A 26,461-nucleotide genomic window follows, 5' to 3' on the forward strand; every position below is an offset into this window, starting at 1 on the left:
AATCAACAATAGGTGTCAACAATGGATATCAATTCAGACGATTTAAAGACCTTTGTTGCGGTGATAGATAGTGGCACTTTAGGCGCCGCTGCGCAGCACCTCGGACTGACCACCTCGGCTGTCAGCCGTACCTTGTCGCGGCTTGAAGAAAAACTGGCAACGACTTTGCTGACCCGTACCACGCGTCGCATGGAGTTGACCGATGAAGGGCGGCTCTTGCTGAACAAGGCACGCAGCATCCTGGCGGCGATGGATGAGGCGGAAGAAGCGATACGTGTACGGCGACAGCGCCCCAGCGGCCGCTTGCGCATCGATGCCGCTTCGCCGTTCATCCTGCATGTGATCGTGCCGCATGTGGCAGAGTTTCGTGCGCTGTATCCGGATATCACACTGGAACTGACCAGCAATGATCAGATTGCCGATCTGCTGGAACACAGGATAGATATTGCGATACGCGTTGGCGAGCTGACTGACTCCACCTTGCATGCGCGTCCTTTGCGTTCCGGTGCGATGGCGATACTGGCCAGTCCTGATTATTTGAAAAAGCATGGCGTACCGAAGAAGCCGGCAGACCTGGCACAGCATCAGACGCTGGGCTTCCTGCAGTATGAAAGCGGGAATAGCTGGCCTTTGCGGCACGACGGTGGCGAGTGGCTGGCGACCACACCGGCATTGCTGGCGTCCAGCGGCGAAACCCTGCGCGCACTGGCATTAGCGGGACAAGGCATCGCCTGCCTGTCGGAGTTCATGACGAAGAAAGATATCGCCGCCGGTACGCTGGTGCCGATACTCGGCAAGTTTTACACCGGTTACCAGCGCCCGATACACGCGGTGTATTACCGCAATACGCAGCTATCGCGCCGTATCAGTTGCTTCCTCGAGTTCCTGCAGCAGAAGATGTGAGTGAGAAGTGTCAGGCCTGGTCTGGCTGGTAACACCAATGCCAGGGTTCATAGATGAAGCCCAATTGGTTATCGCGCGGATACGACAGCGTAAAGCCAAAGCGACCAGCGTGCGTACATAGCCAGCGATAGGCTGCGGTGTCGTGGAATTCTTCCTCCGTTGCCATGCAGCCTGGTGTGTTGATGTCGATGGCGCGGCCGGTGTGGTGTTCGCTATAGCCGGGCGGTGCGCTCAGGGTCAGGATTTTTTCTATCGGCATGTAACGCTCCAGTTTGTACTGGATGATTTCTATTTGCCGTTCTATCGAACGAAAGGCTGAGACGACTTCCAGCACGATGCCATCATCTGCCGCCGCCTGTTTCATTGCATGCCATGCGTCCGCTGTGGCTGGCGTCATCTGGAATTCACGCCCGTTGGCGTCTGTCTCTGCAACGGTCAGTTCGTCCGCTTCGGCATAGAAGGGCAGCTTTTTCGCGCTGATCAATTCCAGCGAAATGCCGAGTTTGTCCAGTTCCTGGTGAATGCGATCCTGATAGCTAAGTGATGGGAGTTCGTGTTTCATGCGTGTACGGATGTGCGTAAGGTCAGGCCTGAGGGGTAAGACCGAGTTCTGCTTTTAATTCTTGCGTTGGACGGGCATGCTTTTCTATATACATAGCCTGGTCGGCGTATTTCAATAATTGCTCTTCGCTGTCACCGTGATCCGGATAGTGCGCGATGCCTATGCTCGGGACGGCGCTGAGCGTGTGCTTGTCTACGGTGATGGGCGGGCGCAGGGCCTCACGGATCTTTTCCGTGACCAGAGCGGCATGTTCCGGCAACGGAATCGGCTGCAGCAGGATCACGAATTCATCGCCGCCTACCCGTGCCACAGTATCTGATTCCCGCAGGCAATTTTTCAGGCGGTGCGCGACCTCCTGCAGCAGCAGGTCGCCGACGTGATGGCCCAGCGTGTCATTGACTTGCTTGAACTTGTCCAGATCGAGGAACAGTAGTGATAAATGCCCGCGTTCACGACGTGCCTTCAGCAAGGCGACGCGCAGGCGGTCATACAGCAGTGCGCGATTGGGCAGGGCCGTGAGCTGGTCGTACTGCGCCATGTATTGCAAACGGGCCTGCATCTGCTGACGTTCGATTGCGGTCGCAATCTGGGTCGAGACGAACTGCAGCAATTCCTGATCCTGTTCGTTGTAGCAGGTTCCGCCCGGATAGCTTTTGCATACCAGCACACCTATCGTGCCGTTCTGTGATTTGAGCGGTACACCCAGCCAGCATAGTGGCACCGTGTTGACGGTGATTTGCTGCTCGGTCAGGTAATCCTGCATGTTTTCGGGTGTCAGCAAAAGTGGCTGGCCGTTCAGGATGACTTCTTCGCATAGGGTGCTGACTGGAACGCAGGTTTCGGGCATCGTGTCGATGTGATAAGGAAAGCTGAGGCTATTGTTTTCCTGGTCGTAAAGCGCAACGGCAAAATTATCGACCGCCAGCAGCGTGCCGATGATTTGATGGATGTTCTGGAAGAGGGTGGGCAGGTCTGCGGCCGTTGATGTTGCCTCGGAAATCGCGTAAAGCACGGCTTGCTTGGACTCGGCACGCTTGCGTTGTGTAACGTCGCGTGCAACGCCTATCCGGACCTGGTCCGGCGGTGACCAGCGCGTTGACCACATAATGTAGGCAATTTGACCATCTTTGCGGATGTAGCGATTCTCGAAATTCAATTGCGGCTGGCCAGCCATGACCTGCTGTACTGACTGCAGGGTGCGTTCACGATCTTGCGGCACGATCATGTCAAACATGACGCGACCCAGCATCTCTTGCGGTGTGTAGCCAAAAATGCGCTCGCAGGCTGCGCTGGCAAACAGCACACGGCCATCAGCATCAACCGCAAAGACGGCGTCTATCAGAAGATCGATGAAACTGACTGGCAGTGTGTAAGGCTTCGTTTCCATGTGAGGAAAGCTAATTCAACAGAATAGTGTGAGTATGCCCGGATATTGGAAAAAATGGCGGACTAGCTGCGTGCGCATATGAAATCGTCGCATCAATGCAGCAATGTGCTTGCATGAACATTGATTGCACGCATGTCACCCGGCAGCCATGCAAATAATATGGCTTCCGATGCCGGTATCATGACCCGCGATACCTAGTGATTACTGACCGGCGTATTGCTCCAGTTCCATCTCCAGTCGTCTCTTCTCGGTATTGCTGATGAAGCTGGCGGCAATGCCATTGCGGGCCAGTTGTACGACTTCGTCACGGCTCAGTGCCAGCGCCGAGGCTACCGCCAGGTAATTGGCGTTCATATAGCCGCCGAAATAGGCCGGATCGTCCGAGTTCACGGTGACGATCACGCCGGCGCGCAGCAGGCGCGCCAGATTGTGCTGTGCCATGTCATCCACTACGCATAGTTTCAGATTGGACAGCGGGCATACGGTCAGCGGCATGCGCAGTGCGATCAGGCGTTCTATCAATGCCGGATCTTCTTCGCTGCGCACACCGTGATCGATACGTTCGACCTGCAGCAGATCAAGGGCGTCGCGTACGTAAGCCGGCGGTCCTTCTTCCCCCGCATGGGCAACAACGCGGAAACCGAGTTCACGACAACGGGCAAACACGCGTTCAAACTTTTCGGGTGGATTGCCGCGCTCCGATGAGTCCAGGCCTATGCCGGTCCATAAATCGGCATACTCGTTGCGCAGCGGCAGCGCCTGCTCCAGTGTGACGAAGGCGTCTGCCTCCGACAGGTGACGCAGGAAGGACATGATCATTACGCTGGTGAAGCCGTGCGTGTCGCGCGCTTCGCGTAATGCGCGCGCAATCCCGGCAAATACGACTTCGATAGCAATGCCGCGTTCGGTATGTGTTTGCGGGTCGAAGAAGATCTCCGCATGCCTGACCTGATCGGCACGTGCCTGCGCAATATAGGCGGCGGTCATGTCGTAGAAATCCTGTTCAGTGCGCAAGACATTGGCCCCGGCATAGTAAAGGTCGAGGAAGGATTGCAGATCGGTGAAAGCATAAGCCGCACGCAGGCTCTCGACGCTGTTGTAAGGCAGCGCAATCTTATTGCGTTGGGCCAGCGCAAAGAGCAACTCAGGCTCCAGCGTGCCTTCTATATGCAGATGCAATTCGGTCTTGGGCAAACCTTCGATGAAGGTGCGCATGGCATCGGGGAGGGGAACGGTGGCTGGTGTGTTCATGGCGACGTAACCTTCAGATAGGGTGAGCTGATGCCTGATCTTACCTGATGTCGGCTGCCATCCGGGTAATGGCGTGGGCATAGTGATCATTCAATTTTGTAGTGATGAATCGAACTGCGTTATTATGCGTGCCAAAGAAATAGCTTCCGGAAAACAGGTTTTAGCTTAGGGGTGACTAGTGAAATTCAAGATGAATCAAAATTCTATCTTTGCCATGCTGCTGCGCTCGCCGTGGTGGATTAGTGCAGGGATAGCCTTATTTATTGCGTTGATTGCAGCTGCGGTCGTACCGCGTCCCTACGTCATTTACGGTATTTTCACGGGTTTCCCTTTTATGGTGATCAGTGTGATTGCCTTGCGCCGGCAATGGGGTAAACCTAGCGCGACGCGTGCCGCGGAAATCCTGCAGGCGGTACGTGCAATGTCGTGGCGTGATTTTTCGGTGGAAATTGAAAATGCATTGAAACGTGACGGCTTTGTAGTCACGCGCATCGATTTGCCGGAAGCGGATTTCTCGATCACCAGTGAAGGACGTACTGCCCTGGTCAGCTGCAAGCGCTGGAAAGCGGCCAGTACCGGCATCGAAATCCTGCGCGATTTGCAAAAGGCGAGGGAAGCCAAGGCAGCGCATGATTGCTTTTATATTACGTCCGGCGACTTTACGCAGAACGCCATGCAATTTGCAGTCGAAAACAAAATGCGTCTGGTGCATGGCGAAGGCCTGGCCAAGTTACTGCGCAAGATGAAGACGGCGAACGCCAGCTAAGTTGCGCTATCGATAGCAGGGCGCTTCCCGCGTCCTGCAGTTATCTACCCGGCCTGGTGCCGGGTTTTTGCATTTGGGGCGTGCTCAAATAAATACATCATATTGTGATATGATTTGCGACTTCTGTATTTTGATCTCAGTTGCCGCCTGGCACATCCACTCTTATGAGCAGCTCCGCACCACTGGAACAAGCCGATTTCGAGGCCTTGTCCGAATTCCGTTATCAATTACGCCGTTTCCTCAGGTTCAGTGAAGATGCTGCCCAGAGTGCCGGGCTGACGCCTTTGCACTATCTGGTATTGCTGCATATCAAGGGTTTCCCAGGGCAGGACTGGGCGACGATAGGACAACTGGCTGAACGTCTGCAAATGCAACATCACGGCGCCGTAGCGCTGGTGTCGCGTTGCGAAAAAGCCGGCCTGGTGACGCGCAGTCCAGGCGTGCACGATAAGCGCCTGGTTTGTGTGCGCCTGACGGCGCTGGGCGAAAAGAATTTGCGTCATCTGGCTGAGTTGCATCGCAATGAATTGCGCTCGCTGTCGAATGTATTCAAGGTGGCGCGCATTTCTGCATTTAACGATAGTGAAGGCGGGGCATAAGATCATGCATCAGACTGCAAGCAAGCATCAGCGCGATTTCTCGCTGGATAAACGGATACTGTTGTTGTGTGCAATCGCAGTAGTGATCGGTGCCATCAGTACCGTTGCTGCGTATGTGTTGCTGAACTCGATACATTTCTTCACCAATCTGTTTTTCTTTCAGACTTTTTCCTTCGAGGACAGATCGCCGGCTAATCATACGCTCGGCGCATGGGTGATCGCCTTGCCGGTTATCGGCGGACTGATCGCCGGGCTGATCGCCCGTTACGGCTCTGAGAAAGTGCGCGGCCACGGCATCCCGGAAGCGATAGAGGCGATCCTGTTTCGCAAGAGCCAGATGTCGCCCAAGGTGGCAGTACTCAAACCGCTGACCTCCGGCATTGTGATCGGCAGCGGTGGTCCTTTCGGTGCTGAAGGTCCCATCATCATGACGGGCGGTGCGATCGGTTCGCTGATTGCGCAGAATTTCTCCATCAGTGCGGCAGAGCGCAAGACCTTGCTGGTGGCTGGCGCCACGGCCGGGATGACAGCGGTGTTTGGTACGCCGGTGGCGGCCGTTTTGCTGGCAGTGGAGTTACTGCTGTTTGAATGGCGGCCGCGCAGTTTGTTGCCAGTGATCCTGGCGTGTGCGGTGGCGGCTTTTTGCCGACCCTTGTTGCTGGATTCCGGCCCTTTGTTCCCGCTGCATACCGCGCCGGTCGGTATGGCAGCATTTGCGATTTGCATCGTGGCTGGTTTGTTGAGCGGCATGCTGTCGGCCAGTATGTCGCTGGCGCTGTATCGCGTCGAAGACTGGTTCGGCAAATTGCCGGTGCACTGGATGTGGTGGCCAGCCATAGGCGGACTGGTGGTTGGCATCGGTGGTTACTTCCAGCCGCGTGCGCTGGGTGTCGGCTATGACGTGATTTCTGATCTGCTGAATAATCACATCGCGCTATCGGTCGCCTTGTCGCTGCTGCTGGTTAAGGCGGTGATCTGGGTGGTGGCGCTGGGTTCCGGTACGTCTGGCGGTGTGCTGGCGCCGTTGCTGATGCTGGGGGCCGGGCTGGGTGCGGTGATTGCATATTTTTTCCCCGGCAGCGATCCGACTTTATGGCCTCTGGTGTGCATGGCTGCGGTACTGGCAGGCGTGCTGGGAGCGCCGTTGACGGCTGCTATTTTTGCGCTGGGACTGACCGGTGATTTCAATGCCTTGCTGCCTTTGTTGCTGGCAACCGGCGTGTCTTACGGCTTTACGGTGCTGCTGATGAAACGCTCCATCATGACCGAAAAAATTGCCCGTCGAGGCCTGCATATTTATCGCGAGTACAGCGTTGATCCGCAAGAGCGGGCGTTTGTCAGTGAGGTGATGACGAAGGATGCGGTGAGCATCGCTGCACATCTGACCCTGCACGAAGCGGCACAGCAATACTTTGGCAGCGAGCAAAAGCATCGCAGCTTCCCGGTAGTGGATACGCACGGCACATTGCTGGGCATGCTGGAACGTGACAATTTATTGCATCACATCGCTTTGCATGGCGGCGATCAGCAACTGGCGGCGATATTGGATACCGGACACGCGTCACTGGCATTGCCGACCGAGACTTGCCAGGTAGTGGGGCGTCGCATGGCGATCCAGCATGCGGAACGGCTGCCGGTGGTGGCGGATAAGGAGTCGCGCCGACTGCTCGGCATTATCAGTCGCAGCGATTTGCTCAAGCCTGCGCATACGGTATTCCATGAGGAGCATGTGCGCGAACGTCTGTTCCGTTCTTCCTGATTCATCCAGGCAAAGAAAAACGGCAAGCAGTGTAAGGCTGCTTGCCGTTTTTTTTGGGGCCTTGTGAATGAGCTGTTATGAATTAGCTGTTACCCGCGTTCTTTTCCTGCAGTGCTTTTTCCAGCTCAGCTATGCGCAGGCGTTGTGCGCGGTCATTGGCCTGGCGCTCGGTAATGTCGCGTGCGACCGCCAGTGCACCCAATACTTTGCCTGCCTCATCCTTCACAAAGCCGAAGCTCATATCGACATAGATGCGTGTGCCGTCCTTGTGCATGGAGCGGGTGGTCAGCACCTTGTCGGCATACTTCATCTGGCCGGACGACATGGCATGGTTAAAACCGTTGTTATGGCCTTGTAGCAGTTGTTCAGGAATGATGATGTCGAGCGGGCCATCGATCACGTCTTCCGCCTTGTGGCCGAAGATGCGTTCTGCGCCGCTATTCCAGATTTGAATCATACCTTGCGGATCGGCAAAGATAATGGCGTCCGGGGCCTGATCTACGATGGCTTTGGATAAGGCCAGATTGACAGCTTCATTGGTGGTTTGCATTGCTTCTCCTCGTTGGCGGCTGCAGCTATAGGCTATACAGAATCAGGGTTTGATGTAATTGCTGGTCAGGCTGTGCTCGTACAGCGCAGCGATCATATCGGTTTGGGAAATCATGCCGACCAGGCGTCCGCGATCGTCGATCACCGGCACCTGGTGCAATTCGGAATCCGACATCAGTGGTACCAGGTCCAGGATGGACTGGTTTTCATCAGCGGTCAGGACTTCCTTGGTCATGATCTGGCCGACGACTTCATGTTTCTCGGTATGACTCAGCATGGACGGCGTGATCAGATGCTTGAGACGTTCGGTCAAACCTTCATGGGGTTCGAGCTCCGCGTGCTTGAGGAAGTCTGCCTTGGTGACGATGCCGATGACATGGCGACCGCGATCAATCACCGGCAACGCGGTCAGGTCATGTTCCTGCAGGATGGTCCAGGCTTCCGCCAGCGTGGTGCCGAATTCTGCCGTGACAACATCCCTGGACATGACGGCCGCACACACGGTTTCGCCCAGGCGGCGGCGATAGGCCTGCATTTCGGTTTGCAGCATGATGGCTTCGAGATCGTCGCGGCTGATATCGAGCACCTGGTTATAGCGGGTCAATACAGCATCCAGATCTTCTGGTGCGATACCGATGCGCTCGGTCGGTGCGACATCTTTAGTATTGTGTTTGTTTGCGTTGTCCGGCGGCAATGGGCGATGCGGGTAACGGCGACCGGTGGCATTGTTGTAGAACAGGGCGGTGATTAGCAGCAATGCCGAATTTAATGCGACCGGGATCAATACGAAGTTATATCCCATCGCATGCACGGCCGGGCCACCGAGTACGGCGGTCAGTGCCACTGCGCCACTGGGTGGGTGGATACAACGGGCAGCGAACATCGCACCTATCGCCAGTGCAGCCGCGACGCCAGCTGCCAGTATCGGCTCATCGATCATTTTGGCGCAGGTGACGCCTATGATGGCGGCCAGAATATTGCCGCCCATGATGGACCAGGGCTGTGCCAGCGGACTGGCGGGTACGGCGAACAGCAAGACCGACGAAGCGCCCATGGGGGCGATCAGCCAGGCTGCGTGGATATCTTTGCCGAGGATGAAATAACTGCACAGACCGGTGAGGACGAGACCGAACAAGGCGCCGGCACAGGCGCGCATTTTTTCATATCGATCGACGGTACCGGGTGTAGGGAAGATGCGCGTGAACGACTTCCATGCCGATTGAACCATACTGCTCCTAGAACTCATTTCATAAATATCCGCGAGTGCGAACGCGGCTATTTGGGAGGTAGTGCAAGGCGTGTCGCGCTGCCAAGGGTGGTCCCCTTGGCAAGCGGCGCAACGCAGCAATACGCCCAAATAGCCCGTTCCCTTCGGGTTCTTACCAAAAGCGGCGCTGGCCGCGTTGTGCTCCTTGCGCATAGGCCACTATGCGACGCGTCGCACGCCTTACCAGCACCGCTTTTGGTAAGAACGCATCTCACGGATATTTATGAAATGAGTTCTAGTTACTTGTTCCTGCATTACATCACAGCCTGCGGGTATGGTGCTGTTTTATAAATTTGCGGTGTTGACGTCTGACAGCAAGATATATGCAAGCATGGATATGCCCCATAAAGGTGAAAGTTTAAATATGTTGCATATGAAATGCAATATATATTCAAATTATTGTTTTTATACGGCCAGCTATACAGGCATGAGCCGAAATGCAGGCTATTGGTTAAAAACATTCATCTCAATGCCGGCAGGGAACAAATAAAATAGCTGGCAGAAAATCAGGAAGCCGGCGAAACCGGTATTGCTTCAGGTTTGCACACACCACTATAAATAGCGCTTCGATTCAGATTGCGCGCCCACAAGGAGATACACATGTCGGTTATTACCAATATCGAAGACTTGCGCGTACTCGCGCAGAAGCGTGTTCCCCGCATGTTTTACGATTATGCCGACTCCGGTTCATGGACTGAATCCACTTACCATGCCAACACCAGCGATTTCGCGCAAATGAAATTCCGCCAGCGCGTCGCGGTGAATATGGAAAACCGTACCCTCAAAACCAAAATGGTGGGGCAGGACGTGCATATGCCGGTAGCGATCGCACCGACCGGTCTGACCGGCATGCAGCACGCTGATGGTGAAATCCTGGCGGCGCGCGCGGCTGAAAAGTTCGGCATTCCTTTCACGCTGTCGACCATGAGTATCTGCTCGATCGAAGATATTGCTGCGCACACCAGCAAGCCGTTCTGGTTCCAGTTATATGTGATGAAAGACCGGCCTTTCATCGAGCGTCTGATCGAGCGCGCCAAAGCGGCGAAATGCTCGGCGCTGGTCCTGACGCTGGATTTGCAGATCCTGGGCCAACGCCACAAGGATTTGAAGAACGGTCTGTCGGCGCCGCCTAAGTTGACGATTGCCAACATCCTCAACATGATGACCAAGCCGCGCTGGTGCATGGGCATGCTGGGTACGCCGCGTCGCAACTTCGGCAACATCGTCGGTCACGCCAGCGATGTGTCGGACATGTCGTCCTTGTCGTCATGGACTTCGCAGCAATTCGACCTGGCCTTGTCATGGAAAGACGTCGAATGGATCAAGCGCTGCTGGGGTGGCAAGCTCATCATCAAAGGCATCATGGATGCAGAAGATGCGCGCCTCGCAGTAGAGAGTGGTGCGGATGCCATCATCGTCTCCAATCACGGTGGTCGTCAGTTGGATGGCGCGCTGTCCAGCATCGCTGCCTTGCCTTCCATCGTCGCGGCGGTAGGCGAGCAGATAGAAGTGCATATGGATGGCGGCATACGCTCGGGACAGGACGTCATCAAGGCGCTGGCGCTGGGTGCAAAAGGCACCTACATCGGTCGTTCTTTCCTGTACGGCCTGGGCGCAATGGGCGAAGAGGGCGTGACCAAATGCCTGAAGATTATTGAAAACGAACTCGACCTGACGATGGCATTTTGCGGTCTGACCGACGTCAAGAAAGTCGATCAGCACATCCTGATACCGGGTACTTACTGATAGTTAGCCAGGCCAATAAAAAAGCGGTGCATCTGTAAAAAGATGCACCGCTTTTGTTTTGTCAGGTTGCTTTAAACCCCGGGATTGATGCGGCGCGCCAGCAGCATCGCCATCGCTGGCGTCAGTGCAAAGCTCAGGAACAGCCAGACTGCCGCAGACTGCGCACCGGTGGTGCCACCCGGTGCAGTGATGCCAGCCGCATTCACGACCAGACCCGCAATCGCAGCGCCGATTGCCATCCCGTACAGCTGTACTGTTGTAATGGCGGCTGAAGCGGTGGACTCTTCGCCTTGCGGTGCAACTGTCAACACGCGTGTCACCAGGTGCGGCCAGCCTATGCCGACACCCGCACCGGCACCAGCTAATGCGATTGCACACAGTGCCATATGCCAGCTCGGTGCAAGCCCGAGATTGAATGGCAGCAGGAGTGCGAGAGCCAGCAAGCTAATCGCGCAGAGCGCAGGCCCGGCGCGCAGGAGTCGCGCCGCACCGATATTGCCATGCCCGGAAAACAACAAGGAACCCACACTCCAGCCTGCCGCCATCACTGCAGTCAGGTAGCCCGCAACCAGCGGTTCATGACCATGCAGGGTTTGCAGGAAGTAGGGCACAAAAATCTCGGTCATGACGCCGATCAAGAGCAAGGCGATGCTGGCATAGATGGCTCCCAGCGGCGTGCTGACGACAGTACCCAGCGTGGGCAGCATATGGGTGCTGGCACGACGTTCGCAGAATATCGTTGCTACGCCGAGCAGCAAGCCCGCGCCTACGCCGACTGCTTGCCACAGCAATGCCGGCGACAGGCTGCCTGCAGCGATGGCCAATACGGAGATGGTGAGCAGCACAATTTGTTGCAGCGGCACAGGAGGTGTTGAAGTATCGCGCGGGACAGTCGCCAGGTTTGCCGGGCGCAATTGCGCAGCGACCAATGCTGATTGTGCGAGCGCAATCGGCAGCAAAGTCCAGAACGCCCAGCGCCAGTGACCTGCTTGCGCGAACAAACCGCCGACCGCTGGCCCGCACAAGGTAGAGATACCCCACATGCCGGACACCAGCGCAATCGCACGTGGCCACAAAGGTGCGGCAAACACCACGCGTATCAGTGCGTAACTGAGTGCCGCCAGCAAGCCGCCACCCAGGCCTTGTACACTGCGTCCGGCCAGCATCATAGGCATGGAAGCGGCCATCGCGCAGATGGCCGAGCCGACCGCGAAAGCAAGCAAGGCAGACAGATATGAACCGCGCGGCCCGAGTGCGGCCAGCACGCGCACTGAAAACGATGCCCCTATGATGGAGGTAACCATGAAGAGGGTAGTGTTCCACGCATACCAGTCGAGGCCACCGATTTCATGCACGACTGAGGGCAGGACAGTGGTGACGATATGAACATTGATCGCATGCAGCGCAACGCCGCCGGTCAAAGCCAGTGCGCGCAAACCGTTCTGGCCGCGTATTAAAGCACTCCAACTGGCGGTGGGGATGTGGTTGTTACTCATTAATTCCTCGACATGATGGCTGCGACGGCCTATTATCCAAACATTTTCTTGGATATTAGGCTGCGCGCATGAATTATGCAAGTAATTACTTTGAAAATAAGGATGCCACGCATGAGCGCATCCTTTTATTCATCAAAACCAAGGGCCCGATCTCGACCGCGGATTTGGCGCGCGAGCTGGAAATGACGCCGGAAGCAGCGCGTCAACAGGTGCAAAAACTATTGATCGCAGGCCTGATCGCCGGACGGCAGGAAGCGGCAACAGGCGTCGGTCGTCCACGCCAGCGCTGGGTCCTGACCGAAGCCGGTTACGCCCGTTTCCCCGATACCCATGCACAACTCACGGTGCAATTGCTGGACACCGTACGCCACTTATTTGGTGATGAAGGCCTGGAGCGGCTGATCGGCCAGCGCGAAGAAGAAACGCGCATCGTCTACCAGCGCGCCTGCAGTGGGAAAGACTTGCCGGAACGCTTGCACAGTCTGGCTGAAGTCCGTAGCGCGGAAGGCTACATGGCGCGGGTAGAGCAGGACGGCGAGGATTGGTTGCTGATAGAAGATCATTGCCCGATCTGTGCGGCGGCGCGTACCTGCCAGGGATTCTGTCGCTCGGAATTGCGCGTATTCCAGGAAATCGTAGGGGATGAGGCTACGGTCACGCGCGAGCAACATCTGTTGGCAGAGGCCGGGCGTTGCGTTTATCGGATCGTCGCGAAGTAAATCTGCTTTCCGATTGCGGCGTGACAGAATAAACTGCTGCTTCCAGATAAAATCCATCAGGCCCCGCGGCCACTACACCATGCATACCGCTTCCAGCGCGCAGGACGAACTCAGTACAGACTTGAGCGAAGAGCTCGAGCTGCGCATAGGGAACGACTTGTTCGATCAGGGCTGGTCGCAGCAGGATGGATTTTTGTCTGCAAGACTGAGCGCGGCACTGGCGGAAGAATGTCGCGCCTTCATCGCTGCCGGTGCCTTGAAAAAGGCGGGCATAGGTCGGGGCGAAGAGCAAACGATACGGCCGGATATCCGTGGTGATCACATACTGTGGTTGCGTAGGGGGCAGTCTGCTGCCTGCGATCGCTACCTGCAATTAATGGATCAATTGCGTGTCGCATTGAATCGCAGCTTCTTCCTCGGGCTGGAGGAATACGAAAGCCACTTCGCTTTCTATCCGCCCGGTACCGCTTACCAGACCCACCTCGACCGCTTTCGTGATGACGACAAGCGCACCATTTCTGCAGTGATTTACCTCAATGACGCATGGCTGCCGGAACACGGCGGCGCACTGCGTATGCATCCGGAAGACAAAGCGGCGGTAGAAGTGTTGCCGCTGGGTGGTCGGCTTGTGGTGTTCCTCTCGGCGAGCATGCCGCATGAAGTGCTACCGGCGACGCGGGATCGTTTGTCGCTGGCTGGCTGGTTTCGGCGTCGCGCTTAGCCTTCACAATTCATCCCGGCTAGCAAGGCCAACCCTGTCTGTTCGTTTGTTGTTGAGCTTCCCTGAGTATCAGCAAACAAGGGCAGGGCATCCTTTGTCTTTTCAGCATCATTCGCTTCTATCTGGCGTGCTGCGACGCATGTAAGCAGCTGATGACATAAGTAGTGTCCGCAAATTTACTAAATATGACATTTGTTTACTTGGCAAATCGCCGCAAACATCTAACATGTCAGGCTAATAAATATTGATCGTCATATTAAATATACCTATCGTCTTTCTTTTTTGATGATCAGCGTATGTAAGTCAGGCGGCGTTGCGCAACTCAGCAACACGCATCTCGGGAAATATCATGCAATCCGTAAGAAATCTAAATATTGGCAAGAAACTGGGCCTCGGGTTCGGCGCGGTAACCGTACTCATGCTCTTGCTGGCCGCCTTCGCGATGGTGCGCATATCTGGTGTGACAGATGCGTTCAATAAGCAGCATCAGGTGCAATTGCAAAAACTGGCGCCACTTTACGTCGCGCGCGAAGCGTTGGCGCAAACCGGTCTGGCGGCGCGCAATGCTTTGATCTTTAGCGATGAAGCGAGCGCGCAGAAGGAACTGGCCATACTTGATGAGCAAAAGGAAATCTATCTTGCCGCGTTGGCAGAGCTTGCGCCTCGTTTCGGCAGCGATGCCAATTTCAAGAAGGTGGAAACCGGCTTGCTCGCGATGGCAGAAGAGTTAAAGCGACCGCGCCGTTATCGCAATGAGAAAGACATGGCCGCTTACGGCAAATTTCTGGTCGAGGAGTGCAGCCCATTACGGCGTCAGATCGTGACGGACATCGATGTGGTGCTTAATCAGGTGCTGGCAGAAAACGCCCGGGCAACGCAGAAAACAGAAGGCATCCTCGAGGAATCCATGAAGTTCGTGCTAGGTCTGGCTGCAATCGCACTGATGGTTAGCGTCGCGATTGCTGTCATGATCACGCGCGGCTTGTTGCGCCAGCTTGGTGGCGAGCCGACATATGCCGTCACGATTGCCGGAAAAATAGCGCAAGGTGATCTGGCGACCGACATCGTTACCCGTCCTGAAGACAGATCCAGTCTGCTGTATGCACTCAAGGCCATGCGCGACAACCTCGCTTCTATCGTTCGCGAAGTGCGCATCGGTACGGATACGATGGCAGCATCGTCGTCAGATATCGCGCTTGGCAACTCTGATTTGTCGTCGCGTACCGAGCAGCAGGCGTTTGCACTTGAAAAAACAAATGCAGAAATGTTGAAGCTGACCGAGACCGTCCAGTTGAATGCTGACAATGCACAGCAAGCCAGTCAGCTTGCTGTGAGTGCGTCACAAATCGCTACCCACGGCGGCACGCTTGTAGAGCAAGTGATCGCCACGATGGAGTCGATAGACGCTTCGTCACGCAAGATAGTAGAGATTATTGCCGTCATCGATGGCATTGCTTTCCAGACGAATATCCTGGCGTTGAATGCAGCCGTTGAAGCGGCAAGGGCGGGTGAGCAGGGGCGTGGGTTTGCGGTGGTAGCCGCCGAGGTGCGTAGTCTTTCGCAACGCTCAGCGAGTGCGGCAAGAGAAATCAAGACGCTTATCAATGATTCCGTGGGCCGGATCGAAGCAGGTAGCGTGCTCGTGAGCGAGGCCGGTGCAACCATGGAAAAGGTGGTTGCCAGCGTTCGTCGCGTGACCGACGTGGTGGCGGAGATCAGCATCGCCGGACAAGAGCAAAGCGCAGGCATCAGCGCAGTCAGCAGGGCGGTGACAGAAATGGATCAAGGCACGCAACAGAACGCTGCTTTAGTTGAGCAAGCCTCGGCAGCTGCAGACTCGCTGCGTGATCAGGCGGATAAACTTTCCCGTCTGGTGCAAACTTTTGTGCTGGCTGACGCATCTGCATACGAAACGATGGTCATGCACAATTCTGCTATACCTGCGCTTGCATCGAACGACGGTTCAAGCTCGGGGGTGAAGCGCTTGAGCCATGGCTGACTGGTAAATAAGTACATCAAGAGACCTAAACTTTTGGTGTGCTGCCAAAACGCCAGGAAAATCATCTACTGCATTTACAGTATTGTCATCCGTTTCTGACGTTGATATGCTCCCGCCCTTTAAATCATAAAACATGGCTGAAGGCTCAACTCTGATCGCGCCGACTAGCCACTTGACGATACTGTCGACGTCCTAAATGGCTACCCCTCACAAATATCGGCGTCCTGTACGGCCTGGCGCAGTCTATTCGCTGGCAGGCTTGCTGATCGCATCCTTGTCTGTTTCGGCCGCACCAGCAGCAGCGCAAACCATGCCCGATGCCGGACGCCTGCTGGACGATATTCAGCCCCCGAGGCAATTGCAAAAAAGTAGTGTCGAGGCGCTCCCTGCGCCCTTGCCACGTGCGCCGTTACAGCTTCCGGCTGATATCAAGGTCCAGGTCGAGACCATCCGTATTACCGGTGCCCAAGCCTTCCCGGTGGCTGAGTTGCAAGACCTCGTAGGCGACCTGACCGGCGGTCAACATAGCCTGGCCGAATTGGAACAAGGCGCGATGCGTATCACGCAGCATTACCGCGAGGCGGGCTATCTGTTAGCCCGGGCCTATTTGCCGACGCAGGAGATCAAGAACGGTGTAGTCGACATCCAGGTACTGGAAGGGCGGCTGGGCAAGCTCTCGCTGAATAACCAATCCAGCTTCAGTGATGACCGCATACGCGAACAGGTGGCGGGGATAACGCCCGATCAGGCCTTGCGCGGCGACACGGTAGAACGCGGATTGTTACTCCTGAGTGATATCCCTGGCCTGGTTGTGCGCTCGACCTTGTCGCCAGGCGCTTCGCTGGGTACCACCGATCTGGATATACAGGTAAAGAATGGCAAGCCCTATGACGCCAACGTAAGTGTAGACAATCTCGGTAATCGTTATACCGGTGAAGCACGCATCAATGGCAGCGCGACCTTGAACAATCCTTTGGGTCTGGGCGATGCATTGCAATTAAATGCCTTGAGTTCAGGTAGTGGCCTGGTCTATGGACGTTTGAGCTATCAATTACCAATCAATCGCCAGGGCACCCAGATCGGGGCGGCCTATGCCCAGATGCGTTATCGGCTCGGTGAAGAGTTCAGCAATCTCGATGCGCATGGTACGGCACGTATCGCCAGTTTCTATCTTCTCCATCCGCTGCTGCGTAGTCGCCAGGCCAATCTTAATCTGCAAATTAATGTTGATCACAAAGAGCTCGACGACAATATTGATCTGACGGCCACTACCACGAGGAAGACACTCAATAATCTAAGCGTGGGGTTGTCTGCTTATCGCAACGACGATGCGATGGGCGGCGGGATCAGCCACGGTAGCCTGAGCGTCACGGCGGGCAAGCTGAAACTCGACGCCGAAAGCGCTGCACTGGACGCACTTGGTCACAATACGCAAGGCAACTTCATCAAGAGCAATATCCAGCTCGGTCGATTACAGCGATTGAGTCAGCGATGGAATCTGTCAGCGCAATTGAGCGCGCAATACGCTGGCAATAACCTCACTTCTACCGAAAAAATGTCGCTGGGTGGTGCCTACGGCGTACGTGCATATCCGCAAGGTGAAGCGCCCGCCGATGACGCATGGTTGCTTAACCTGGAGCTGCGTTATGACGTCACACCGCAAGCGCAAGCGCTCTTGTTTTACGACGGCGCGGAAGGCCGTCTGAATCACAAGCCTATTGCTGTTGATGGAAACAATCGCCGCTCGCTCTCGGGCGTGGGCACTGGCATACGCTGGGCTGGGCCGCAAGGCTTGAGCTTGCAGGCCAGTGTAGCCTGGCGCACAGACGATGCACCGAACTCCGACAAGGACAAGACACCTCGAGCCTGGCTACAGATAGCCAAGCGCTTCTAAGACTCAGCAAGAGGAAAAACCATGCAACATTACCACTGCCCCGTCCGCCATATTTTCCGCGAAGATAAGCCGCAATACCGGCTCAGCCCGGCGCATCGCATACTGGCAATATTTGCCGGTAGCGTAATCGCCGTGGCGACCCCATTTGCCTGGGCAGCCCCGGCAGATGGGGTGGTGACTAGTGGCAGCGGCACCATCAGCAGCAGCGGCAATGTCACCAACATCGTTCAAGGTAGCAACAAACTTGCGATTAATTGGGGCAGTTTCAATATCGCCAGCAATGAAACCGTCAATTTCATCCAGCCCGGCCGCGATGCGATTGCCTTGAATCGCATCATTGGTAGCGGTGCCACCGAAATCTACGGCAAGCTCAACGCCAACGGCCAGGTATTCCTGCTGAACCCGAATGGCGTGTTGTTTGGTGCCAGCGCCAGCGTCAATGTCGGCGGCCTGCTGGCCAGTACCTTGAATCTCAGCGACGCGGACTTCAATGCCGGCAACTACCGTTTTACTTCTGTCAGCAATAGTGCCGCCGGAATTATCAATCAAGGCAACATCACCGCTGCAAACGGCGGCTACGTCGCTTTGCTGGGGAGCCAGGTCAGCAATCAGGGCACCCTGGTCGCCAGGCTGGGCAATGTGACGCTGGCGGCAGGCAGCGACATGACGCTCGACTTCGCCGGTGACGGCTTGTTAAGCGTCAAGGTAAACCAGGGTAGCCTGCAGGCGCTGGTGCAGAACAAGCAACTGATCCAGGCCGATGGCGGCACGGTCGTGATGCACGCCAAGACTGCGGACAGTCTGATACAGGCAGTCGTCAATAATGACGGCATGATCCAGGCCAACGCGGTGGATACACGCGATGGTCGTGTCATGCTGGTCAGCGACAATGGGCAATTGCAATTGAATGGTGACATCCGTGCGCAAGGCGGTCGGGTATTGGCCGATGCTGGCAACGGCGACACCATGCTGCAAGGCCGTGTCGATGTGTCCAATGCGACTGGCCAGGGTGGCCAGGTCAGTCTGCTGGGTGAGCGCGTCGGTTTATTTGGCACGGCTCAGGTTGATGCCAGTGGACGTGACGGTGGCGGAACAGTGTTGATCGGTGGCGACTTCCAGGGTAGCAACGCTGCGGTACGCAACGCCAGCCAGACCGTGGTATCCGCCGCTACGCAGATTGATGCGAATGCTACAGGGAGGGGTAATGGCGGGCGCGTCATCGTTTGGTCCGACGGTACGACAGTGGCGCAAGGAAAAATTAATGCGAAGGGCGGTGATAGCGGTGGTGATGGCGGCTTCGTCGAGGTATCCGGCAAGCAGACGCTCAGTTTCAGCGCACAGGTCGACACGCGCGCTGCGCTCGGTACCATGGGTAGCTTGCTGCTTGATCCGACCGATCTTGACGTGATCGACTGCATGAATACTTGTGGCTTCACGTTGCCGGTCATCGGTTTTGGTGACCTGCCCAGCGGCCAGTCGACAATACTGGGTGCCACCTTGAGCAGTGCGACGAGCAATGTCAGTCTGCAAGCGACCAACAGTATCAACTTCTACGATCCGGTATCTATCGCCGCTGCAGGCAAATCGCTGACCGCCGAAGCTGGTAACACCATCAATGTGTACAACACCATTTATGCTCCTGGCAGTGTCAAGTTAAAGGCGCCATCTATTTATATTTCGAGTAATGTTGACAGCGGCAGTAGCGTCCATTTGCTGGCAGATGGTCTAACCATATCGGGAGGGTCTGGCTCCCTCGTTAATGCACCGAGAGTCATCATTGAGCCATACAGCGCCGGATTTGGCGTGTCCGTTGGCGGCATGGGGGCGGGTGGTACCTTGACGCTATCAACAGGGAGCCTGGCCGGGATAGACGGAAATGCCAGCCTGACCCTGATGGGCAGTAATATCGATCTCAACGCTACGCTGAATCGTAGCGGTGACACCATCATGGTGGCCAGCAGTAGCTTCGCAAGCTATGTGGCCAACATGTCTATCGGTGGCCGCTACCTGGTCTATGCTGCTAATCCCGTTACCAGCAACCGCAATGGGGCAGGCTCCTACAGCAAACATTACAACGTGAGCTATGACGGTACCACGCCTAGCTATGCCGGCAGCGGCAACTGGTTTTTATATAGCATAGCGCCGACTTTGCAACTCACTCCGACGGGCGGCTCCATCGTCTACGGCAACGCACTGCCTTCCGGCTATACCATCGGTACCGGAGGATTGATCGACGGTGACACACTGACCACCGCCGGCATCTCCGGCACCCCTACGTTCGGCGTCACAGCTGGTAGTACGTCGGCATCAGGCCATCTCAATGTGGGCAGCTATGCGCTGGATTACACCGGTAACCTGGCCTCCAGCCTCGGCTACCAAATTGTATCCAATGCAGGTAATGTGACTGTCACCCCGGCTAGTCTGACCGTCAGCGGTGCTATCGCACAAAACAAGACTTATGACGGCAATACCAGCGCCACCATCAGCGGCGGCATGCTGAATGGCTTGTTGACGGGTGACGCGGTCGTCCTCAACCAGAACGGTAATTTCGACAGCGCATCCGTAGGCAATGGCAAGACTGTCAATCTGGCGTTCAGCCTAAGCGGTGCAGACCAGGGCAACTATGTATTGAGCAACCCAGGCGGTAACACACTGGCCAACATCACGAATAACACGCGTAGCACGCAAGCTCTGGCCTGGTATCAGGCTGCGATCAATAGCGCTGATCATCCAGATTTTGCTCCGACATTCACGACACAAGCTGGCCTGAATATTGTTAATCAGGATGCGCCAGCTGCGAGTGGAACAGATCAAGCGGAGCAGCCGCGCAACGATAGTAGCAACGATATCGCTGGTAAGAAGGATGCCGCCAATAGTGTGTTGACCATCATTGATGGCGGTGTATAAGCGACAGGAACTATACAGAAGCGGACGACAACTACAACGCTCGACGGAAACGCTAAGGGAAGCGAGCAGTCTGATGGCCCGTTGAAAAACTGGGCCATTTTTTATGGCAGGTCGGAGAGCAGTGCGACGATTTTTGATGGTGCCGGAAGGTGTAATTCTCCCGTATACACACCCAAGCCTCCCAATTACTCATCAAATGCACGACTTGACGCTGATAGGTGATGCTGTCGCTCGTGGCGCCGAAAGAGGCTCGCTTTCGCAAGAGGTTTAGATGCCAAGCGAGATTAGAAAGCCAAACGGAATCTTGAACATCACTGAAAATTGCTATTCGGTGATGTCTTTGCAGAAAAAACAGATAGAAATTTCTCTGTCAGCAAGCCGAGCAAAGAATTTATTGCGGAGCTAAAGATGGCGTTAGTTGTATTGTCGCAGTGAGGGCAGTGCGTCCAGTTTTCGAGCTTACTTCAAGTGTTCCGTGTATGGCAATGATGCGCGCATGCATGCTGCGCATGCCGACACTGATGCCAGCCTGGCGCACAGCGGCGACATCGAAACCGACGCCATTGTCTTCAACGCTGAGCACCAGCACATCGTATTCAGGTAGATGCATTCGAACTTCTACACGTCGCGCACGGCTATGCTTTACAACGTTAACCAGCGACTCTTCCAGCAGTCGTGTCAACGTCAGGCATTGCAAAGCATTCGGCGACGTGCGCCACTCAGCTGGCAATTGCCAGGTAGCGTCTATCTCGAGTTCATCGAAGAGCTGCATAAAACGGTGACGCAAGGGCGCGATCCATTCAGTTGGCGTGGCTGGTACTTTGACACCAGCACTGGATCCACTGTCTATGGTTTGTCGCAAATCGTCGCGGATGAGTTTGAGCATGGAGAGAACCTGCTGGTTCTGTAGAGGCATATCTGCTTGCTGCACCATTGCCATCATGCGTACTAGCGATCCGCCCAATCCATCGTGCAGGTCATGAGCGATTTGCAGTCTTTCTTGCAGCCGATTATTTGTCAGTGCCAATGCGTGTTCACGCTCCAGCGTCGCACTGAGGTCGGCACGTGCGCGACCAATACCTACTTCCAGCTGATGATTGAAGCGGTCAATTTGTCTCATGTTGCGCGCATGGCGCAAGCCAAGTATTCCTGACATAGCGAGTGTGGTCGCAATACTACTGATCGCGCTATACGCGCGGCCATTTTCGATGATCTTTAGTAGCAGCAACAGATCATGCAAGACAACTGCAAAAAAGAACAACAACAAGCCAGCCAGAATCACATGTTCGGTTTTTCGGGTGCGCCACGCGTGGAAAGGAAACTGCAGACAGTTGATAAAAAAGAGTGCGGCTGGGATGAGTATGCCAATTCCCAATGCTCCGGCAAGATAGGCTGCCGGTGCCACCATCAGCATGACGACCAACAGGGCCGCACCTGTCCACATGACCTTTTCTATTCGAGGCAGCGATTGCCCACCAAATCGCCAGGTAAACATGCAAAAACTCGCGACATACAGAATCGCCATGACCGCATTGGCTTTGGCCGCCATCACAGAGTCTGGAAATGGCCAAGGAGTGGTGGCGAGCACGTTAGATGCGAACAGTACCCAGAATAACGTCATCAATGCATACCAGCCATGCTCGCTTTGTGTGCGACGCATCAGCCAGATGCAGAAGAATAAGATACCCATCACAACATTTACGACAATGTTGACCACGAACAGAGTGCGATTTTGCCATTGCAAGTCTTCATAAAGCTGCAGAGTGGCGTGTAGCTCGCCTAAGTATACCGGGCCTAGTCCCGGCGTCTGTCCGGCGACACCAATGACTCTGACCCATAAGGTATTGACGCCGTCCTTCAACAGCGTTTCTGGCAAGCGCCAGTAGCGTGGCATATTCCAGCTGCGCGAGAGCGGTTCGGTCAAGTGTTTGTCGCGCCAGATCTGGCTGTCATTGACATAGACTTCGCCTGCCATGACGATAGATTCAAGTGCCAATGCAACGGGACTTGAACGCTGGTTTTGTCCATTTATACATTGGCGTTGCCAATCGACGCGATACCACGCAGTACCGCTGTAGTCTGGCCAGCGTGATGTCCAGTTATCAGGCAAGGTGACGGTCTGCCATTTTGCATCGACCGGTCGGCGGCCATCAGCATCTCCCTGTGTGGATTGAACCTTGAGTATCTGTGCTGTACACGCGGTAGTTACGCTTGTCTGGGCATACGCAGGCGCAATCAATGCTATCCAACAGATAAATGCGAGCAACCTCAACCGATCAATCCACGCGAACGTGCCTCATGGATGGCGCGTGTACGGGAAGACACCGCAAGCTTGCGATAGATATGTTTGACATGACATTCAACGGTGTAGCGCGACAAATGCAGTTGCTCGGCGATTTCGCGATTGCTTAGGCCTTGTGCGACCAGGCTGAGAATTTCATTTTCGCGTGGGCTTAAGGTTTCGCCACTCGCCGTGTCGGTAGCTTGCTCTGCCTTCGGTTTTAATTCGTCGATGATCCGGCGTGCGACGAAGGGATCGATAGGTGCACCGCCGCGCAAAACACTGCGGATGGAGAGTAAAACTTCCATATCGTCGCGTTCCTTGAGTACATAACCAGTTGCACCAGCACGCAAGGCGGCAAGAATCGCATCTTCGGTACACCAGGCTGAGATGACGAGAATCGCGAGACTTGGATCGGCCGTATGCATTTCTGCAATCAGATCAATGCCGCTGCCATCAGGCAGGCCTAGGTCGACTAGCGCCAGCGCGATTGGCTGATTCGCCAGACAAATGCGTGCCTCGGCGAGTGATGACGCTGTCACCAAGGCATCGGGCGTATAGCCTAATTGTTGTAGCAAACCTTCCAGGCGGCGTTGAATCAGCTGCTCGTCCTCCACCAAAAGGACGGGGGCGGGCAGGGTGGATTCAACAGAGAAAGTATTGGCTGCCATCGAAAGAAACGTAGGGTGAAATTATCCAGAGTGTACTGTGAACCAAGGAGGGTAATTTGAACATACTTGAAAACTGGTATTTTGAAATAAGTATAAAGCCATCGCCGCTCATCACTCATCTACAACATACCGCCGAAATATACTTCAAATACCTATTTTCAGTGATGTTCAATCAGATGCATTCGTGTATTCTCTTGCCAGGAAAACATCAAGCCAATACAAAAGACAGGCGCAGATATCCGGATATCTGAACTGATCTGAGCAAAAAAATAGTGATCCAACATCCCTTGATAGGGATGGCGCAGCTGGTCGCGCAAGCGGACTACGACGATATCGGCGAGTGGTCAGTCAGTACTGCAGCTCCTATTTTTTGATCGTTCAGTAGTCCGTCGACCAAAGCAAATATCGGCATATTAAACAGTCAGTAACCATACATCATGTCTATAAAATCTAAAAAGCGTCGCTTGCAACGGCCGTCAGTAAAAAAAAGTAGCGAACTTTCAGTCATCGTTTTGGCGGTCGGCTTCGCACTGGGTAACAGTGCTCATGCCAATGCCGCGTGCACTCCCGTTAACACCAATGTTACGGTTGTGGGCCCTGAAAGCTGTGTGGCGTGGAGTGGCGGAAATCTTACGGTGGCGAACGTCGGGGGGCTTAGTGACGTAACGGCTGTCGAGGTATCAGGCATCGTAGGCACACTGAGCAATGATGGCGTAATCGACGGCACTACTTCCGGGATCCACAACACGGGCGCTATGACCGCCCTGAACAACAACAAGACCATTTCAGGCGGCACCTATGGTATTCATAGCGACAACGGTAGCAGTATCACTTCGCTGCATAACACTGGCACCGGTACGATTAGTGGTGACACCGGCATTTTGGCAGGAAACCTGACGCCAACTGGCTCGATCACTATTGGTACCATCACCAACGACGGTTCCATCTCGGGAACGGGCAACGTCGGTGTCGGCGCCAGTACCAACGCGACTATCGGTACCCTGGTCAATACCGGCACCATCACAGGCTTTCTGGGCGGCGTTGCCAATGCAGGCAATATCAACATATTGAACAATAGCGGAACCATCTCAAGCAGCGGTTATGCCATTTATAACGCAGCAACCGGCACCTTTGGCCCTATCACCAATAGCGGTATGATCGCCGGTACGATCGCAAATTTCTCTGCCAATGACCTGACTATCAACGGTGCCAGCGGTGCCAGTTTCGGGATTTTGACAGGTTACAGCGGAGGCCTGGGCAACGCTGATCGGACTGTAATCACCAATACCTTTTCAAACCTCACCTTCAACTCCGGCAATCTTCTGCTGAACAATAACATCAACGTCGGCACCCACACGGTTAGCAACACCGCAGCCACGCTGCAGATCAATAACGGTATTACCGTCACTGGCAATTACAATCAAGGCGCTGGCGCAACCCTGCTCATAGGCGTTGCGAATGGTGCAGTAGCTACAGGCGCCGTTAACTCTGATAGCGGTTACGGTCGTTTGGTGGTTTCAGGTAATGCCACGATTGCCGCCGGTTCAGCGGTCACGTTAAAACCATTAACTACCTACGCCTTCGCTGCAGGTCAACGCTTTGTCGTGGTAACTGCGTCTGGTGTCGCTAGCTACAACGAGCATGCATTGAATTATGCTGCCTCCGGCTATACAGGGTCTCTCTTTGGTAGCAATGTAACGTCCGGTGGCACTAACAATCTGGTAGTAACACTGGGAACAAATCCTGCCACCCCAGCACAGTCTTCCCCTGCAACCTTACCGAATGCTGTCGCTGCACTTGGCGGGCTATCTGGCTACACAGGTATCGATCCGGCTCTTTTAAATTTGTTCAATGCAGGTCAGGCATTGAATCTGGGTTCCACCGCAGATGCCAACCGCGCTGGCCGTCAGTTAAATCCTGTCTCATCACCTGTAAGCAGTCAGGCAGTTACCGCGCCCACAGTCGACACACTTAATATCGTGGCCGCCCATACTGATAGTTTGCGTTTGGCACAGACCGGCAGAGCCAGCGGTCTCTCTGCTGGCTCTGCGGCATCTGCTACCGGCGTATGGGGACAAGCTTTCGCTGGGCAAGCCAGACAGGATGAGCGTGATGATGTCAGCGCTTATCGTGCCAATTATAGTGGCCTGTTATTTGGCGTTGACCAGCAGTTGGACGAGCGCTGGAATATAGGCGGGGTATTCAGTTATAGCAATGCTCGCATCCGTGACACCGGTAGCAATGCAGGTGATTCCAGTGATGTGGACGCTTACGGTTTGCTGGCTTACGGTAGTTATAGTGGTCAGCCCTGGTATCTGAATTTCTCTGCAGGCGCAGTCCAGCAGCGTTACGCTACGACCCGTATCGTCAGCTTCCCTGGTTTCGCTGGCGTTGCTACCGGCAAGTTTGACGGCATGCAGTATGTGGCGAAGGCAGAAGTGGGTTATCCGCTGGCCACAGGTAATGTCACCACCACCCCATTATTAGGTCTGACCTATAGCCGCTTGAACCAGGATGCCTATACGGAAAGCGGCGGCAACGGCGCTGCGCTGGCCGTTGGTGCAACTAGCGTCAATTCGCTGCAAAGTGATCTGGGTGTTAAATTCGAACGCGAACTGGCGACTTCGTATGGGAATTTGATACCGAGCCTGAAACTGGCCTGGCGTCATGAATTTGATAATAATCGCGTGGCGACCAATGCACGTTTTGCAGCAGATCCAAGCGGCGAAACCAGCTTTACGTCGCTTGGTGTCAGCCCGATCAAGAATTCGGCGATGATCTCTTTGGGTGCAACGCTGTTACGCCAGAAAAATTTGAGCTTGTCCGTTCGTTATGACTTGCAGACAGGATCAGGCTTCCTTGCCCAGAGTGGTAGCTTACGTTTGCGTAAATTGTTTTAATCTGCGGAGCTGGATGTCGCTGTCGTGAGGAGTGCATCAAGAGCTTTCTAAACTCTTGATGCACCAACAAAGCGCGAAGGAAGT

The 26,461-nt window shown here is 55.0% G+C and carries 19 protein-coding genes; 11 read left to right on the top strand and 8 right to left on the bottom strand.

Translation table 11 applies throughout. From position 1 onward, the window contains the following. Positions 1 to 21 precede the first annotated feature (21 nt). Positions 22 to 903: a LysR substrate-binding domain-containing protein gene (locus DBR37_RS08400; RefSeq protein ID WP_124573976.1), complete on the top strand. Its 882-nt coding sequence runs from the start codon at positions 22 to 24 to the stop codon at positions 901 to 903. Between the two features lie 10 nt (positions 904 to 913). On the opposite strand, the gene DBR37_RS08405 is transcribed toward DBR37_RS08400, so the two are convergent. The 3 genes from DBR37_RS08405 to DBR37_RS08415 all read right to left on the bottom strand — a co-directional run bounded on the left by DBR37_RS08405 (position 914) and on the right by DBR37_RS08415 (position 4,103). Further along, positions 914 to 1,465, bottom strand: a complete 552-nt coding sequence (locus tag DBR37_RS08405) for a D-alanyl-D-alanine carboxypeptidase family protein (RefSeq protein WP_124573977.1) — start codon at positions 1,463 to 1,465, stop codon at positions 914 to 916. 22 nt (positions 1,466 to 1,487) lie between these two features. Beyond that, on the bottom strand, positions 1,488 to 2,852 hold the full coding sequence (locus DBR37_RS08410; RefSeq protein WP_124573978.1) for a GGDEF domain-containing protein: 1,365 nt from the start codon (positions 2,850 to 2,852) through the stop codon (positions 1,488 to 1,490). Between the two features lie 201 nt (positions 2,853 to 3,053). Then, positions 3,054 to 4,103 carry an adenosine deaminase gene (locus DBR37_RS08415; RefSeq protein ID WP_124573979.1) on the bottom strand — a complete coding sequence of 350 codons (1,050 nt, stop codon included), beginning with the start codon at positions 4,101 to 4,103 and terminating at the stop codon, positions 3,054 to 3,056. A gap of 190 nt (positions 4,104 to 4,293) precedes the next feature. Here DBR37_RS08415 and DBR37_RS08420 point away from each other — a divergent pair, with 190 nt between their 5' ends. The 3 genes from DBR37_RS08420 to DBR37_RS08430 all read left to right on the top strand — a co-directional run bounded on the left by DBR37_RS08420 (position 4,294) and on the right by DBR37_RS08430 (position 7,227). Continuing rightward, complete coding sequence (locus tag DBR37_RS08420; RefSeq protein ID WP_124573980.1) at positions 4,294 to 4,869, top strand: restriction endonuclease; 576 nt, start codon at positions 4,294 to 4,296, stop codon at positions 4,867 to 4,869. A gap of 164 nt (positions 4,870 to 5,033) precedes the next feature. Further along, positions 5,034 to 5,468 (top strand): MarR family winged helix-turn-helix transcriptional regulator, encoded by a 435-nt coding sequence (locus DBR37_RS08425; RefSeq protein ID WP_124573981.1) that lies wholly within the window; start codon positions 5,034 to 5,036, stop codon positions 5,466 to 5,468. Positions 5,469 to 5,472: 4 nt separating this feature from the next. Then, a complete protein-coding gene (locus DBR37_RS08430; RefSeq protein WP_124573982.1) occupies positions 5,473 to 7,227 on the top strand; it encodes a chloride channel protein in 1,755 nt (584 codons plus the stop codon). 82 nt (positions 7,228 to 7,309) lie between these two features. On the opposite strand, the gene DBR37_RS08435 is transcribed toward DBR37_RS08430, so the two are convergent. Both DBR37_RS08435 and DBR37_RS08440 read right to left on the bottom strand, forming a co-directional pair. Beyond that, positions 7,310 to 7,777, bottom strand: a complete 468-nt coding sequence (locus DBR37_RS08435; protein WP_124573983.1) for a PAS domain S-box protein — start codon at positions 7,775 to 7,777, stop codon at positions 7,310 to 7,312. A 42-nt stretch (positions 7,778 to 7,819) separates the two neighbouring features. Further along, positions 7,820 to 9,004: an HPP family protein gene (locus tag DBR37_RS08440; protein ID WP_124573984.1), complete on the bottom strand. Its 1,185-nt coding sequence runs from the start codon at positions 9,002 to 9,004 to the stop codon at positions 7,820 to 7,822. Positions 9,005 to 9,643: 639 nt separating this feature from the next. Here DBR37_RS08440 and DBR37_RS08445 point away from each other — a divergent pair. Continuing rightward, entirely contained in the window at positions 9,644 to 10,789 is a 1,146-nt protein-coding gene (locus tag DBR37_RS08445) for an alpha-hydroxy acid oxidase (RefSeq protein WP_124573985.1), read from the top strand. A 71-nt stretch (positions 10,790 to 10,860) separates the two neighbouring features. Here the strand turns inward: DBR37_RS08445 and DBR37_RS08450 are convergent, their stop codons facing one another. Further along, positions 10,861 to 12,285 carry an MFS transporter gene (locus DBR37_RS08450; RefSeq protein ID WP_124573986.1) on the bottom strand — a complete coding sequence of 475 codons (1,425 nt, stop codon included), beginning with the start codon at positions 12,283 to 12,285 and terminating at the stop codon, positions 10,861 to 10,863. Between the two features lie 68 nt (positions 12,286 to 12,353). Between DBR37_RS08450 and DBR37_RS08455 the strand changes: the two genes are divergently transcribed. From DBR37_RS08455 to DBR37_RS08475, 5 genes are all read left to right on the top strand, one after another. Beyond that, on the top strand, positions 12,354 to 13,004 hold the full coding sequence (locus DBR37_RS08455) for a metalloregulator ArsR/SmtB family transcription factor (RefSeq protein ID WP_124573987.1): 651 nt from the start codon (positions 12,354 to 12,356) through the stop codon (positions 13,002 to 13,004). 79 nt (positions 13,005 to 13,083) lie between these two features. Then, complete coding sequence (locus tag DBR37_RS08460) at positions 13,084 to 13,725, top strand: 2OG-Fe(II) oxygenase (RefSeq protein ID WP_124573988.1); 642 nt, start codon at positions 13,084 to 13,086, stop codon at positions 13,723 to 13,725. Between the two features lie 349 nt (positions 13,726 to 14,074). Further along, the gene (locus tag DBR37_RS17365) at positions 14,075 to 15,724 is read left to right on the top strand and encodes a methyl-accepting chemotaxis protein (RefSeq protein WP_124573989.1); all 1,650 of its coding nucleotides are present in this window, start codon (positions 14,075 to 14,077) and stop codon (positions 15,722 to 15,724) included. 196 nt (positions 15,725 to 15,920) lie between these two features. Continuing rightward, complete coding sequence (locus DBR37_RS08470; RefSeq protein WP_124573990.1) at positions 15,921 to 17,618, top strand: ShlB/FhaC/HecB family hemolysin secretion/activation protein; 1,698 nt, start codon at positions 15,921 to 15,923, stop codon at positions 17,616 to 17,618. 21 nt (positions 17,619 to 17,639) lie between these two features. Next, positions 17,640 to 20,525 carry a filamentous hemagglutinin N-terminal domain-containing protein gene (locus DBR37_RS08475; protein WP_124573991.1) on the top strand — a complete coding sequence of 962 codons (2,886 nt, stop codon included), beginning with the start codon at positions 17,640 to 17,642 and terminating at the stop codon, positions 20,523 to 20,525. A 391-nt stretch (positions 20,526 to 20,916) separates the two neighbouring features. On the opposite strand, the gene DBR37_RS08480 is transcribed toward DBR37_RS08475, so the two are convergent. Together DBR37_RS08480 and DBR37_RS08485 are read right to left on the bottom strand one after the other, a co-directional pair. After that, positions 20,917 to 22,791, bottom strand: coding sequence for an ATP-binding protein (locus DBR37_RS08480; RefSeq protein ID WP_233588313.1), 1,875 nt, complete (start codon positions 22,789 to 22,791; stop codon positions 20,917 to 20,919). Between the two features lie 2 nt (positions 22,792 to 22,793). Continuing rightward, positions 22,794 to 23,477, bottom strand: a complete 684-nt coding sequence (locus DBR37_RS08485; protein ID WP_124573993.1) for a response regulator transcription factor — start codon at positions 23,475 to 23,477, stop codon at positions 22,794 to 22,796. Positions 23,478 to 24,112: 635 nt separating this feature from the next. On the opposite strand from DBR37_RS08485, the gene DBR37_RS08490 reads away from it, so the two are divergent. Further along, a complete protein-coding gene (locus DBR37_RS08490; RefSeq protein ID WP_233588314.1) occupies positions 24,113 to 26,377 on the top strand; it encodes an autotransporter domain-containing protein in 2,265 nt (754 codons plus the stop codon). Positions 26,378 to 26,461 lie beyond the last annotated feature (84 nt).

Source organism: Herminiimonas sp. KBW02, from assembly GCF_003852535.1.
Taxonomy (GTDB): Bacteria; Pseudomonadota; Gammaproteobacteria; order Burkholderiales; family Burkholderiaceae_D; genus Oxalicibacterium.